15 protein-coding genes and 1 pseudogene are annotated in these 13,594 nt (G+C 69.0%); 6 read left to right on the top strand and 10 right to left on the bottom strand.

Annotated elements, in window-relative coordinates:
- Positions 1-3: 3 nt before the first annotated feature.
- Entirely contained in the window at positions 4-1,059 is a 1,056-nt protein-coding gene (locus CIB93_RS27285) for a ferredoxin reductase (RefSeq protein ID WP_096630670.1), read from the bottom strand.
- A gap of 86 nt (positions 1,060-1,145) precedes the next feature.
- On the opposite strand from CIB93_RS27285, the gene CIB93_RS27280 reads away from it, so the two are divergent.
- The 3 genes from CIB93_RS27280 (at position 1,146) to CIB93_RS27270 (ending at position 4,892) form a co-directional block, all read left to right on the top strand.
- Positions 1,146-2,285 (top strand): CdaR family transcriptional regulator, encoded by a 1,140-nt coding sequence (locus tag CIB93_RS27280; protein WP_096630668.1) that lies wholly within the window; start codon positions 1,146-1,148, stop codon positions 2,283-2,285.
- Between the two features lie 257 nt (positions 2,286-2,542).
- Positions 2,543-2,881 (top strand): co-chaperone YbbN, encoded by a 339-nt coding sequence (locus tag CIB93_RS27275; RefSeq protein WP_096630666.1) that lies wholly within the window; start codon positions 2,543-2,545, stop codon positions 2,879-2,881.
- Positions 2,882-3,512: 631 nt separating this feature from the next.
- Entirely contained in the window at positions 3,513-4,892 is a 1,380-nt protein-coding gene (locus CIB93_RS27270; protein WP_218839805.1) for an FAD-binding oxidoreductase, read from the top strand.
- Positions 4,893-5,176: 284 nt separating this feature from the next.
- Here CIB93_RS27270 and CIB93_RS27265 read toward each other — a convergent pair whose 3' ends face one another.
- Positions 5,177-5,803: a TetR/AcrR family transcriptional regulator gene (locus tag CIB93_RS27265; RefSeq protein ID WP_179500263.1), complete on the bottom strand. Its 627-nt coding sequence runs from the start codon at positions 5,801-5,803 to the stop codon at positions 5,177-5,179.
- 37 nt (positions 5,804-5,840) lie between these two features.
- Here CIB93_RS27265 and CIB93_RS27260 point away from each other — a divergent pair, with 37 nt between their 5' ends.
- The gene (locus tag CIB93_RS27260) at positions 5,841-6,167 is read left to right on the top strand and encodes a rhodanese-like domain-containing protein (RefSeq protein WP_096630663.1); all 327 of its coding nucleotides are present in this window, start codon (positions 5,841-5,843) and stop codon (positions 6,165-6,167) included.
- 307 nt (positions 6,168-6,474) lie between these two features.
- Here the strand turns inward: CIB93_RS27260 and CIB93_RS38145 are convergent, their stop codons facing one another.
- Positions 6,475-7,212: a hypothetical protein gene (locus CIB93_RS38145; RefSeq protein WP_096630661.1), complete on the bottom strand. Its 738-nt coding sequence runs from the start codon at positions 7,210-7,212 to the stop codon at positions 6,475-6,477.
- 604 nt (positions 7,213-7,816) lie between these two features.
- On the opposite strand from CIB93_RS38145, the gene CIB93_RS27250 reads away from it, so the two are divergent.
- Entirely contained in the window at positions 7,817-8,335 is a 519-nt protein-coding gene (locus CIB93_RS27250) for a hypothetical protein (protein ID WP_257002404.1), read from the top strand.
- Positions 8,336-8,537: 202 nt separating this feature from the next.
- Here CIB93_RS27250 and crcB (CIB93_RS27245) read toward each other — a convergent pair whose 3' ends face one another.
- From crcB (CIB93_RS27245) to CIB93_RS27230, 4 genes are all read right to left on the bottom strand, one after another.
- A complete protein-coding gene (gene crcB / locus CIB93_RS27245) occupies positions 8,538-8,912 on the bottom strand; it encodes a fluoride efflux transporter CrcB (protein WP_096630658.1) in 375 nt (124 codons plus the stop codon).
- The gene (locus CIB93_RS27240; protein ID WP_096630656.1) at positions 8,909-9,256 is read right to left on the bottom strand and encodes a DUF190 domain-containing protein; all 348 of its coding nucleotides are present in this window, start codon (positions 9,254-9,256) and stop codon (positions 8,909-8,911) included. Before CIB93_RS27240 ends, crcB (CIB93_RS27245) begins: the two co-directional genes overlap by 4 nt.
- Positions 9,253-9,738, bottom strand: a complete 486-nt coding sequence (gene crcB / locus CIB93_RS27235; protein ID WP_096630655.1) for a fluoride efflux transporter CrcB — start codon at positions 9,736-9,738, stop codon at positions 9,253-9,255. The genes CIB93_RS27240 and crcB (CIB93_RS27235) overlap by 4 nt, the downstream gene beginning before the upstream one ends.
- 264 nt (positions 9,739-10,002) lie before the next feature.
- Entirely contained in the window at positions 10,003-10,281 is a 279-nt protein-coding gene (locus tag CIB93_RS27230; protein WP_096630653.1) for a hypothetical protein, read from the bottom strand.
- A gap of 843 nt (positions 10,282-11,124) precedes the next feature.
- Between CIB93_RS27230 and CIB93_RS27220 the strand changes: the two genes are divergently transcribed.
- Positions 11,125-12,306, top strand: a complete 1,182-nt coding sequence (locus CIB93_RS27220; RefSeq protein WP_143660094.1) for an ALF repeat-containing protein — start codon at positions 11,125-11,127, stop codon at positions 12,304-12,306.
- A 66-nt stretch (positions 12,307-12,372) separates the two neighbouring features.
- On the opposite strand, the gene CIB93_RS27215 is transcribed toward CIB93_RS27220, so the two are convergent.
- From CIB93_RS27215 to CIB93_RS37530, 3 genes and pseudogenes are all read right to left on the bottom strand, one after another.
- On the bottom strand, positions 12,373-12,636 hold the full coding sequence (locus tag CIB93_RS27215) for a hypothetical protein (RefSeq protein ID WP_257002407.1): 264 nt from the start codon (positions 12,634-12,636) through the stop codon (positions 12,373-12,375).
- Between the two features lie 214 nt (positions 12,637-12,850).
- Positions 12,851-13,044 (bottom strand): annotated as a pseudogene (locus tag CIB93_RS38140) (hypothetical protein); the annotation flags it as partial.
- A 297-nt stretch (positions 13,045-13,341) separates the two neighbouring features.
- Positions 13,342-13,563 (bottom strand): hypothetical protein, encoded by a 222-nt coding sequence (locus CIB93_RS37530; protein ID WP_143660093.1) that lies wholly within the window; start codon positions 13,561-13,563, stop codon positions 13,342-13,344.
- Between the last annotated feature and the right edge of the window lie 31 nt (positions 13,564-13,594).

Raw genomic sequence — 13,594 nt, 5'->3', positions numbered from 1 at the left:
CTCCTACCGTTCGATGTCGCAGGGGCCCGCCGCGGCGGACACACAGGTCTGAATGAGGACGCCCGGCCCGGCCTCGGTGATCTCGCCGGTACGCAGGTCCCGGACAGCGCCGGCCTTGAGCGGCGTGACGCAGCCGAAGCAGATGCCCATACGGCACCCGGAGGGCATGAGCACACCGTCCTCCTCGCCGATGTCGAGCAACGGCGTGGCGCCGTCCGCGACGATGGTCTTGCCGGTGGCGCTGAACGTGACCTCGCCGCCGTCGCCGGCGACGACGATGCTGGGGCGGAAGCGTTCGGTGTGCAGGCGTTCTTGGACGCCCTGTTCGGTCCAGTGCTCTTCGGCGGCGTCGAGCAGGCCTGCGGGCCCGCAGGCCCAGGTCTCGCGCTCGGCCCAGTCGGGCACGAGTTCGTCGAGACGGGCGATGTCGAGCTTGCCGTCCGTGTCGGTGTGCACCTCGGTGAGCCGCAGCTTCTTGTCCGCGACCAGGCCGTGCAGTTCCTTGCGGAAGATCACGTCCTGAGGCTGTGGCGCGCAGTGGACCATGACGACGTCGTCGAGCTCGATGTCGCGCAGCATGCCCATCACGGGCGTGATGCCGCTGCCGGCCGTCAGGTAGAGCACCTTGGCGGGCTTGACCCGCGGCAGTACGAAGTCACCTGTCGGCTGGTCGAGCTGGATCAGCGTGCCCGGTCTCGCCCTGCGGACCAGGTGGTTGCTGACCTTGCCGTCCGGGATCGCCTTCACGGTGATCGTGACACGGCCGTCCCGGCGGTTTGTCGGCGAGGTGATGGAGTAGGCACGCCACAGGCGCACTCCGTCGACGTCGACCCCGATCCTCACGTACTGGCCTGCTGTGTGGCCGCGCCAGCCCCGCCCCGGCCTGATCACGACAGTCGCGGAGTCATCGGTCTCGGAGTGCACGGCCTCGATGCGCCCACACAGGTCAGCGCCCGCACGCAGCGGGCTGACCAGGTCAAGGTAGTCCGACGGCAGCAGCGGCGTCGTGACCATCTCCAGCAGTTTCCACGCCCTGCTGCGGAGGGCTCCACTCGTCATGACTCCAGCTTGCTGCGCCTCTGGGCGTAAAGTCCTGACCACAGGACGTAAATCTGGTTGGCTGAATTGTTCGCAGGGAACAAAAAATGAGCTATGCAATCCGGAGGGCCAGCGAACTGACCCTGGATGAGACGACGGTCACCGTCCTTCGGGCCGCACTGAAGACCACCGCCGACGAAGTCGTCCAGGCGATCATCGACGAGGTTCCTCCCTACGCCCATGCCTTGTCGGGCCGCATGGGCGCCACCATCCGCAGATCCGTCCGCACCGCCCTGGGGCACTACCTGGACCTTGCGAGCGGGAACGCCACAGGCGGCGACGCCGGTGACGCCGCATACGAGCTGGGCCGCGGCGAGGTGCGCGACGGCCGTTCGATGGACGCCCTGCTCAGCGCCTACCGCGTCGGCGCCCGGGTCGCCTGGCGCTGTCTGGCAGCGGGTGCCGTGCCCGCGGGTCTGCCCGCCGCCGAGGTCGCAAAGTTCGCCGAGCTGACCTTCGCCTACATCGACGAGCTCTCCGCCGCGAGCGCCGCGGGCCACGCCGACGAACTGGCCGCCCGGGGCAGAGCCCACGAGCGCCACCTGGAACACCTGGCCCGCGACCTCCTCGCCGGCGCGAGCCCGGACGTGCTGCTGGCCTCCGGCCAACGGGCCAGGTGGCAGCCTCCGGTTTCGCTGACCGCCGTCCTGCTGCCCGCTGCCCAGGCCCGGCCTGCCTACCGGACGCTGGACCCGAGCACCCTCGTCCTCGACGATCTGCCGGATACCACCGGTGTGCTCCTCGTCCCCGATGCCGACCGATCACGTCTCCTACGGCAGCTGACCGACCGCGCCGCCGTGGTCGGCCCGGCCCGGCCATGGACCCACGCGTCCGCCTCGTACGCACGAGCCCTACGCGCGCGCTCCCTTTCCTCTGACATTCGCGACACCGAGGACCACCTGCCCGACCTGGTGCTCAGCGCCGACGCGGACGCGTTCGCAGACCTGCGCGCCCGAGCCCTCGCACCGTTGCAGACCCTGCCTGCCGCAACCGCACGACGGCTGGAGGAGACGTTGCGGGCGTGGCTGCTGCACCAGGGCAGGCGGGACGAGGTCGCGGCGGCGTTGTTCGTCCATCCCCAGACGGTCCGATACCGGATGTCGCAGTTGCGGGAGCTGTTTCCCGATCTCGCATCACCACACCGGGTCCTTGAACTGACGCTGGCGGTCGGTCTCGGGGTCCGCTGACGCGTCACCCGTCCACCGCCGCGTCCGTGAGCGTCCGGAGATCGTGCTCGTTCCCGGTGCCAAGCCGCTACGACCCGGGAAACGGCTTTCCTGTCGTCGTGACAAGGGGCCGGGCCGCTCGTCCCAGGGGCCACCGCCGTCCTGCGGCGGCCCGTACCTCCCTCCCGGCAGCCGGCCGGACGACCGGCCAGGGCCGACCTGGCACACCGCGCGAGGGATGATGGGAGGGAGTACGTAACGTGAGGTCAGGAGCTCCCATGACAAAACTGGTTCACCGACCTCGTGAGGACGCGGAGTTCGATTTCATCCTCGGGAGAAGCAAGGTTCCGGTTCTCGCATACTTCACCGGGGCATGGCTCAAGGCGATCGAGCCCTGTCGGGTGATGGATGTCGTCGTGGGCGACATCGCCGCCGTCTACACGGGCCGCCTGACGGTCGTCCGCACCGACATCACGCGTTGCCCGGCGACAACCGAGCGATACGGGATCACCGGAGCCCCGTCCTGCCTCCTGCTGAAGGAGGGAGCGGCAGTGGCGCACAGCACGGGACCCATGACCAGCGACGAGGTACGGAAGTTCCTGGACGTTCACCTCTGAGTGGCCGCTGCGGCGCCCGGACCGCCGCCTCCGCTCGTGCCCCATCCGTGCCCAACAGAGCGGACAACAACGGTCAGATACGGCTCTCAGAGACAGGGGCCTATCCACCTGCCCGCTGCAGAACCCCCGTTCAGGGCCTCTTGCGGCCCAAGCACCGCTGATTTTCCAAGCCCAGAGCGCGAGTTCGAATCTCGTCGCCCTCTCCACGACCAGGGCCCCGGCCATCGACCTGGGTCTTCTTGTTGTCCGGACCCTCTTCCGCACGCTCGGCGTCGCGTCGAGGCAGGTGTCGAACGGCCCTCAGCGATCACGCGCGACACCGGCCACGGGCGCCGCCGCAGGAGGGCGGATCGCTCCCTGACCTCTGATCCTGGACATACGAGACCGACCACCGGGGATGCCGGGCGGAGAGACCCTCGACTCGCCCATGCCGCCGACCTGGTCCGTACCGTTGGTGCCGCGTGGATGTTCCCGAGGCTGTCGAGTTGAGCATCCGACTCATCGGCGTAGCGTGGAAAGGGCTCAGGACAGACGCAGCCGGGGCGCAGAGTGGCCGGGGGAGCATGGGGCGACGGGCGCTGAGGGCTGTGGGCTGGGTATCTCCGGAACTCGCGGCAATGACGCGTAAGGAGTGAGGTTGGTGAACAACTCATCGATCGAACGGTTGCGGGAACGCGCACGGGGACCGGTAGTCACTCCTGACAGCGATGGCTATGACGAGGCGCGCAAGGTCTACAACGCCATGTTCGACAGGCGACCAGCTGCCGTCGTGCAGTGTGCCAATGCGGGCGATGTCATGGCTGCGGTCGATTTCGCACGTGACAACGAGCTGGACCTCGCGGTACGTGGTGGCGGGCACAGTGTGCCCGGCTTCGGGACCTGCGACGACGGCGTGGTGGCCGACCTGTCCGGTATGCGAGGCGTCCGCGTCGATCCCGAGCAACGAACCGCGCGTGTGGACGGCGGCGCGACCTGGGGTGACTTCGACGCGGCGACGCACGCGTTCGGTCTGGCGACCACGGGCGGAATCGTCTCCACCACCGGCGTCGCGGGGCTCACCCTCGGTGGCGGCATCGGACACCTCGCCCGCAGCCTGGGCCTGAGCTGCGACAGCCTGATCTCGGCCGATGTGGTGACTGCGGAGGGCAGGCTACTCGTCGCGAGCGAGCAAGAACACGACGACCTGTTCTGGGCCATCCGCGGCGGCGGCGGCAACTTCGGCGCGGTGACATCGTTCGAGTTCCAGCTCAGCCCGGTCAAGGACATCTATGGCGGGCCCATCCTGTACGAGTTGGAGGATGCCGGCACGGTTCTGCGTGCGTTCCGCGAACTCATCGCTGACGCCCCGGAGGAACTCGGCGGCTTCCCCGCCTTCCAGATCGCCCCACCACTGCCGTTCATCCCTGAGGACCGGCACGGCGACACCTTCATCCTGATCGTCGCGTGCTGGGCCGGCCCCATGGATGAGGGAGAGCGCGCCGTCCAGCGGTTCCGCGATATCGCACCGGTGGTTGCCGAGCACGTGGGCCCGATGCCGTACCCCGCGCTCAACAGCGCGTTCGACGCGCTGGTGCCGCCTGGCCTGCAGCACTACTGGAAGGCCAACTTCGTGACAGAGCTCAGTGATGCGGCGATCACAGCACACCTCGATCACGGTCCTCGGCTACCCGCCATGAACTCGACGATGCACATCTACCCGATCAACGGTGCCTGCCACCGCGTGGCGCCGGAGGACACGGCCTTCGCCTACCGGAATGCCACGTTCGCCACCGTCATCGCCGGAATGTGGCCGGACCCTGCCGACAACGAGGCCAATATCGCCTGGGTGCGTGACTACTACCAGGCCACCGCTCCGCACTCGGAGGAAGGCGGGTACATCAACTTCATGGCCGAGGACGACCAGGACCGGATCAGGGCCAACTACCGGGGCAACTACGAGCGCCTCGTAGAGGTCAAGAGGGCTTACGACCCCGGCAACCTGTTCCACGTGAACCAGAACATCAAGCCGTAGGGGTGACCGGCGTCCGCAGCCCGGCAAGCACCGTTGATTCCCACGAACCTCAGTTCCACCGGGCCCTGGCGGAATATGCGGCGGAACCTCGCATCAGACAGCGATCTCGACCTCGCGGCAGACAACGAGCTCGACTTGGCCAGAGGCTGACCTTCAGTGCGTCTTCGCGTACGTCTTCAGCCTGCGGCGATGCGCGATCATGAAGAGATCTTGAGGTTCACCCGAGGAGCGGCGGCACCGGGGCGGCCAAGGCGCGTAAGCCCTGGCCGCCGGGGCAGGGCCGTTCACATTGCCGAGTGGGCGAGGTGGAGCAGGCCGGTACGCATCCGCTGTTCGCCGAGTTCCGGCAGGAGCGCGGCGACGTGGTCGGCTGCCAGCGCGGCGAGCAGGGCGTGGGCAGCCTGGTCGGGGTCGGGGTCGGGGTCGGGTGCGGTGGCGAGGAGGATCGCCACATGGCGGTGCCAGAACCGGTAGGCCCCGATCCGGTACCGGGCGCCGGGGGTAGCGGTCTCGGACATCCGGACCAGCGCCAGATGCTCCAGCAGGTAGTCGAAGTAGGCGTTGAGGAACGCGGCCAGGCGCTCGCCGGCGGGAGCCCCCGGGCCCAATGGGGGTGGCCCGTGCAGGATCGCTTCCTGCAGCACACGCTCGCGGGCGTCCAGTAGCGCGACGGCCAGGCCCGACTTGTCGCCGAAGCGGCGGAACAGGGTGCCCTTGCCGACGCCGGCGGCCGCGGCCACCTGATCCATGGAAACCGCCTCGACGCCCTTCTCGGCGAACAGCCTGGCGGCCGCCTCCAGCACTGCGGCCCGGTTGCGGGCCGCGTCCGCGCGCTCCTTGGGCGGCGGCGTCCGCAGCAGTTCCAGGGGCATTGCCGAAACGGACCGCAGTCCGTTACTGTCGTGAGCCATAACAGGACTGTAGTCCGATTTCCTTGGAGGCAGCAGCATGACCGCACTCATCACCCGCGACGAGCTGGCAGCAGCGATCAAGGCCGAATCCGTGACCGTCGTCGACGCGCTCGGTGGCGCGTACTACGCCCAGCAGCACCTGCCCGGCGCGCTGGCGCTGCCCCCGGCCGACGTCGACGCCCAGGCGCCCGCTCTGCTCCCCGACCGCGACGCCGCGATCGTCACGTACTGCTCCAACCCGACGTGCCCCAACAGCGGGCAGGTCGCCGACCGGCTTACCGCCCTCGGCTACACCAACGTCCGCAAATACCGCGAGGGCATCCAGGACTGGGTCGAGGCCGGCCTCCCGACCGAATCCGCCTGACCCCGACCGAATCCGCCAGCCCCCGCCCGACCCAGCCTCAGCGCGAACGCCCAGAGCGGCGTAACCGAAGAACGAGGGGGCTCTGCACGATCCAGCCGTTCTGGACGATCAGCCCCAGCCCCGTACCGCGCCTGACGGCGCCGCCGAGTCGTGGGCCCGGGGCGGCGACAGCCAACTGCGGCACCCCCACCGCCCCCCCCTGAGCCGCACCACCCGTTACTAGTACGGCCATCACGACGCCATCGCGAGGCACAGCCCGCGCTCCCCAGCGTGCCCGGGCCAGCCCACGCTCCCCGGCGTGCCCGGGCTAGTCGAGGGTGGTATGGGACAGTGAGGTCGAATACACGCGGGTGTCCGCGTCCGTGTCGATCAGGCTGATCAGGATGGGGTTCGGCCCGGCCGGTGCGCCGGTGAGGGCGCGGACGCGGTAGCGGTGGGTGGACGCCGCGTCCTTTGCCAGCGGGGTGCCGCCCGTGTAGAGCGTGTACGGGAAGACGTCGTTGGCGATGCGCAGAGTGGCCGCGCGCCAGGTCCCGGCCGCAGCGTCCCAGCGCTCCAGGGTGTACGCCGGGTTGACAGTCGTTCCCGGCATGCCCTCCATCTGGAAGGCGAGCACCAGGTGCCGGTAGGCCCGGGTGTTGCCGTTGTGGAGGGTGACGGTGAACTCCCTTGGGTTCCCACCGGGTTCAAGCGCGATCCTGCCCCCTGGCGCGGCCGCATGCATCGCCAGGTACGTGGGCACAGGCGGCCGGGTCGGCGACTTCGAGGGCGGCGCCGGGGTACGCGGCGCGGGGCGGGTGGTGGTACTGGCTGCGGGCGTGGGAGCCGGGCTCCCCGAGGGCGAACGGGTCGCTGACGTGGCGGAGGCCGTGGCGGTGGCCGTGGCGGTGGCGGTGGCCGTGGCCGTCGGTGACGGTGACGGGGCCGAGGTTGTGGAGGCCGCCGCCTTGCCCTGCGTACCGGTTTCGGGACCGCAGGCCGTACCGGACGCCGCCAGTAGGGCGACACCCACCGTGCCGACGATGAGCGCACGGGTACGGCGCATGAGGGGCCCCCTGGTGATGGTTGACTCTGTTGCTGAGGAACGTAGCCGAGCGAGGACACGGGAAAGCCGAGGGTGCATAACACTTTGCCTCCGGCGAACTGTGAGCTGACCTGCGAACATTTCCCAGCGCTGTTGCCCGGCCCCCTGGAGTTCACCATCCTCGGCGTGCGCTCCCGAGGGATTGAACGGGCTGGACGTCACCGAAGGCGCTCGGGCACGTCACCGAGGTGGGGGCGGGCGATCAGGCGCACTGGGCAGCAGCACCAGAGGCGTTCGCCTCGGCACTCGGCGGCGACGGCGGCCTCGCACCTCTACCTCCACCAGGCCGAGGCCCTCTCCCGAGACACCCGGCACGAGGCGGCCCGGCAAGTCCCTCAAACTGCCCTACAACCTGGATTCGCTGAACGGTGCGGGAAGCTCAGGGAACGCCGTCCTGGGGTGCGGTGCGATGCGATGCGGTAGCGCAGGGTGCGGCGGAAGCCTTGTTCATCGACCTACTTGAAGACCTAGGACCCCGGGGGTTGAAGGTATTCATCGACCGTGCCACGCTCCTGATAGTCCACAGGGCGGGGAGCCCTGGGTATTCACCTATTGGGGGCAGATGATGATCCATATCACTCTCGGTGAAAGGCGTTACGTCAACCCGCAGGAGGACCAGCTCGGCCGCAACATCGTCGGCTTCGACCCCCTTATGGACGACGAGGCCCTCTTCCATGCCAACCGCGGCTGCTGGGTTCTCGGCGAGCGTGCCGAGAAGGAGCGCTACGCCCTGCTCTCCCACGAGGGGAAGGTCCGCATGGCCATCGAGATCGACAAGCTCGTCCCGGTGGCCGGAGGGCGCAAGGCGATGGAGGGCAGGTACCTCACGCCGGGCGACGAGGTCTACGACGCCTATGTCGGCAAGCCCACTCCCGTCGAGACGACCCGCAACCCGATCACCTACTTCGACTCCCCGCACGGCGCCCGCACCTGCTACTGCGGCTGTGGTGAGCCGGTGGCCGGCGGCTGGTTCGTGATCGGCCACGACCAGAAGGCCCTGCACGCCCGAATCTCGAAGATCGGCACGGTGCGCGAGTTCATCGACTGGTTCGACAGCACCTACGTCGAACCCAAGGGCGAGTGACGGCGGCCTCACGCGGACGAGGCGCAGCTCCGTAGCCCAGAAGCCCCGCCACCGCTGGTGGCGGGGCTTCGGCTCTGCCTGCGTGCACAAACCTGTGATGCGGGCTGGAACCCTTGAGTGGTCTTCCATCGCCATCGGGCACGACCCGCGCACGGGCCGGCGGCCGGTCGGCTTCCCGAGCGACCTCGGTCCCCGCGCATCCTCATACCCAGAGTTCCCCGGCGAGCGCGGCTCCGACGAACGCCGCCCCCAGTCCCGCCACCAGACTGGCGACAGCGTTGGCGGTGGCGAAGAACCTCGCCCCGTCCTCGGCCAGCCGCAGCGTCTCGAACGAGAACGTCGAGTACGTCGTCAGCGCCCCGCACAGCCCCGTGCCCAGCAGCAACTGCACCTGCGACGAAGCCGCACCCGCCAGGGCGGCCCCGGTGAGCAGGCCCAATATCAGGCAGCCCACCACATTCACGGTGAAAGTGCCCCAGGGGAAGACGGTGTCGTGCCGCTGCTGAACCGCACGGTCGGTCAAGTACCGCAACGGGGCGCCGATCATGCCGCCCACGACCACCAGCAGCCAGTTCACGCGTCCGGCCCCCTGCCCGCATAGCGGATGACCTCGCAGTCGTCGAGGATCACCAGCCCCTCCCGGACCAGTTCGTCCAGTTGCGGCAGGAACGCCCGCACCCGCTCCTCGGTGTCCACCATGACAATCGCCACCGGCAGGTCCTCGCTCAGGGACAACAGCCGCGAGGTGTGGATCAGCGAGGAGGCTCCGAAGCCCTCGATCCCGCGGAACACCGAAGCACCGGCCAGGCCGGCCTGGTGCGCCCGGTGCACGATCTCCGTGTAGAGCGGTCTGTGCCGCCAGGTGTCGTTCTCACCGACGAAGACCGTCACCCGTAGAGCCCTGCCCGTCAGCCTCGTCACCGCTGCCTCCATGCCAACACACGGCGCGTCGCCGTCGCCGCGAGCCATACCGCCGCCAACGCCGCGCACAGAGCCGCGGCCAGATACGCCAAGCCGGTCCCGGGGTGTCCGCCGTCCACGAGCTGCTGGACATCCACGGCGTACGTCGAGAACGTCGTGAACCCACCCAGCACCCCGGTGCCGAAGAAGGGCCGCACCAGCCGGTGCGCCGCCCACACATCGGTGATGACCACCATGAACACGCCGATCACCGCACAGCCGGCCACGTTGACCCACAGCGTCGTCCACGGAAACGCCCCCGCCGCGGTCGGCCACACGAGCACGGCCCCGTAGCGAGCCGCCGCCCCGATGCCACCGCCCACCGCCACGACCGCCACGACCGGCGCCTGCTCCCGCCAGGAAGTACGCCTTCGGACCGCGGTGCGCAGGCCCACGTCGGGGTCGGCGGGCTCGTCCCTCGCCTCGGAATGCGGGGTGGTCATGGGTACACGTCTCCTACTCGCCAGCCCCACGCGCACGCGGGCACACACGATCGCAAGTAGGGACTGTCGGCGGCATCGACGCCGCGGTTCGGATACGGCGAGCCCCACCGCCGCGCTGCGATTCACGAATCACAGCCGATGACCAGGCTAACGCGGCTACCGAGTGCCCGAGCCCGCGGCGAGATTTCGATTTCCGTCATTCACCCACCCATAGCAGAGCCCAGGTCAGAAACCTGAGGCTTTGCTATGGGTGGGCGAATACTCCTAGGCCATGTAGTTGTAGATCGGCCAGAACTGCGGCGTCGGGGGCGGGCCCTGCACGCCTGCGGCCTGGAGGGCGGGGGCGAGGCGCTCGGCGATGAAACGCTTCGCGTCGTCCTCCGACTCCCAGACCTCGATGACGCGCCAGCCACCGTTCGGGCTCGGCCCGCCGGCGTGGAAGATGCCGCCCGCGGGCTTCTCCTGCATACCCAGCTGCTCCCGAACCTTGTCGTAGATCTCCTGCGATCCGTGTGGATTGTCCACCATCATGGCAATCGTCATCGCTGCCTCCTCTTGGTCGGTCTTCCATTCCCCGAGGAGTCATACGGCGCGTGGCGGAAGAGGCTTGCCGATCTCCGTCCGCAGCGCTTCCGGGAACGCTTCCAGCTGCTCGAAGGCGGGATCGCCCGCGGCGCTCGATCACGTACAGCGGCCATCCGTAACGGGCGCTCGCGGTTCGGCGACCCTCGGCCGCAACTGGAGGTCGTGCCGCCCGCAGATCACGCTCGTGGGCGCGGTGATCCGTGCCGGGCCGACCTCGGGGATCGGAATCATCGCCAACTCCGGCATGAGGCTCCGGAGAACGGGCTCCTGGTCGGGCGCGCGGGCTCGGTCGAGAGCGTACGCCTCCAGCAACTCCGCACTATCTCCGAGCTCTTCGCGCAGCCTGTCCAGGAGCGAAGCGGTGCGCTTCCCCTTCGGCCTCGGGCCCGTGCCGGTCCGGTCCCTCTGGTGCCTGCCGAAAGCGAACGGCAAAGGCAAGGCGGTGAGCGCCTATCCCCTGCCTGGCTCCCTCTCCGTGCATCGTCGGCCTGCCGGTTGTTCTCAGCGGCGCCGCCGGCACCCTGCACCTGGTCCCGGGACGGCTGATCACCGCTCTCCCCCATGACTGCCGCCCCGCCTCGCCCCCGGGCACGAAAGGGATGCCGACCGGCCGGCCCCGTCGCAAGTACGGTCCCGTCCCGGCCGATACGGATCAGGCGGGTATCTGTCATACAAAGGCCGGAGTACACGACGGCGGAACGAATCAACCCGATACGAACGAAAGTATCCGGCCTCTACAACCTTTTGCGGCGGTGAATAGTCTTTGCGACGCAAAGACTATTCCTTCAGGGGGTATTTTCCGTGAAGTTGTCCCGGATCGCCGCAGCTGTGACCACCGCTGCCCTGGCTCCGGCCGTCCTCCTCGCGTCGCCGGCGTTCGCCGACTCGAACCAGGCTGCCGCGTCCACCACCAACCCGCCGGCTCCGACCGCCCCCGACCGCGAGGCCGCGGACGCGTCCGGCGAGGACCAGGCGGAGCAGGACCGCAAGACCATCCTCGCGATCATCGCCGACCCGATGGCCAGCGAGTACATGAAGGAAGCCGGCCACAAGGCCATCGCCGACGGCCCCGCGGCCATGCGCACGTTCATCGAGACCGACCAGCACAGCATCCGTCTCGACGACTACCGGGTCGCCATCGGGAAGCTCCTGCACTCTGCGGGCCCCCACCTGAAGGAAGGAATCAAGGCCTTCCTGAAGACCGACGGGCGGACCTTGGCAGACCTCCGCCACTTCTACGAGGTCACCCAGCACGAGCTTCGCGACACCGACAACAGGATCGAGATCGCCCGCCTGGTCAACACCGCCGGTCCCGCGCTGAAGGAAGCCGCCAAGAAGGCCCTGCTGGGCACTCCGGCGGACCGCATCGCCTTCCTGGAGAAGGGCCGCCACCTCGCGCAGGCCGAGGACGACCGGGTCGAGCTCGCCAGGATCGACGAGGGCTGGGACGGCCCCATCCTCAGCGAAGCGATCAGCAAGCTCCTGAACGGCTCCCCGACCCCGGCCGAGCTGCGCCACTTCCTGGAGGTGACCCAGCACGAGCTGCGGGACCAGGACAACCGCGTAGAGATCGCCCAGATCATCGACGGGGGCGGCCCCGAGCTCGTCAAGGCCGGCCGCGCCGCTCTGGCGGGCACCCCCGCCGACCGTGCCGCATTCCTGCTCACCGGTCAGCACGAGGCCCGGAAGAAGGACGAAAAGGCCCAGCAGGAGAAGGACGAGAACGACGACAAGAAGGACGACAAGAACGACGGTCAGAAGGACCAGGACGGCTCCGGCGCCGACACCGGGAACGACGACAAGAAAGACACGGGAAGCACCGGCAACACAGCCGTGACCCCGCAGAGCGGCAGCGGCGCTCAGCTGGCCTCCACCGGCGCGGGCGACACGCCCCTGATCGCGGGAGGCGCGGGCACCGCGCTCGTTGCCGGCGCGGGCTTGCTGCTCGCCGCCCGGATACGCCGCCAGGCCTCCGGCAACTGACCGCCCACCCCCCATACGCACAAGGGCCGACTGTGTGACGGACACGGTCGGCCCTGCTGCGTCTCCCTACGACGCCGGACCACGAACAGGTAGCGCGTCCGCGTCCCGGTGAGGCACATGGTCGTCCCGGCCCGGGAGGCTGAAGACCGTGTAGACGTCGGCGGGCCGAGTGAGGATGCTGGACGACTGGCCGAAGGCGAGGGTGTCGTTGACGTGATGCTCACAGCCTGCGGTGTCCAGGGCGGTGATCAGTTCCTCGCGGAGCACAGTGGCCTCGAACGAGTCCGATTCGGGCAGGACGAGAGCGGGGAGGTTCGCTGTCGGGCTCACCGGCTGCAGCGACGCCGGTGACCACCGCGTCACGGTCGACCACGACCTCGATGGTGCGCATGTTGCGCTCGAAGTCGCCAGCATCGGAGTAGGCATTGGACAGGGTGCCGGGCGTGATCGTCACGTAGTGCTGGGTGGATCGCGGGGAGCGGTGTCCGAGCCGGGCCTGCCGCTCGGACAGGGTCCGGCTCTTCGGCGTTCTCGAACTGGCCGGCGATGGTGGACCGGGCGCGGTGATCACACGTGCGGCGCGGACGTCGACTGTTCGCGCCCGGCGAGCAGCATCGCCTGGAGCAGGACGCGGCCGCCAGGCGCCTCACGGGAAGGCCAGGCGGCCTCGATGGTCAGGCGGGAGCGCGCGCCCTGGGCGAGCCAGCGGTGACTCCTCTGCTCATTGCAAGTCACCACCTGCCAGACGGCCCACTACCTGCCAGGCGGCCCACTGGGCGCCTCCTGCCTCCAAGGGCTTGCTGTCGTCGCCCACCGCCACCGTGGAGCCGACGGTGGCAGTACCAGCAATCCCACTCCGGGGTGGCCAGCTCGGCCTGGGAGCGATTCCTCCAGGGCCGCTCTGGGAGGTCCGGCGCTCGTCGATGAACGCCACGAGCGTGTATATGGCCGTTCGAGCCCGGCCGCGAAGAAGGACGCCTCAGCTCTGAGGATGTCGTTCGCCCGCCGCAGCTCAGCGACTTCCTTCTTCACCGCCTAGACCTGCGCGGACTCCTCCGAGTCCGTCCCCGGACCCTGCCCGGAGTCGGTCTCGCCCCGCTTCACCCGGTTCCGCAGTGTCTCGGCCGAGCCGATGCCCGGCTGCTGGGCGACCGCCCTCAGCGCGGCCGACTCGTTCGGACAGTCACCGCGAACCTCCGCTGCCATCCGGACCGCTCGTTTGCACAGCTCAAGGGGATAGGCGGAGGGACCTGCCACGACTCAACCCCTTCACGGAACCGCGTCTCGA

It is taken from the genome of Streptomyces sp. WZ.A104, assembly GCF_002382885.1.
Classification (GTDB): domain Bacteria; phylum Actinomycetota; class Actinomycetes; order Streptomycetales; family Streptomycetaceae; genus Streptomyces.
Note: the sequence above shows the minus strand (reverse complement) of the source record. Positions and strands in the feature narration are given on the sequence as shown.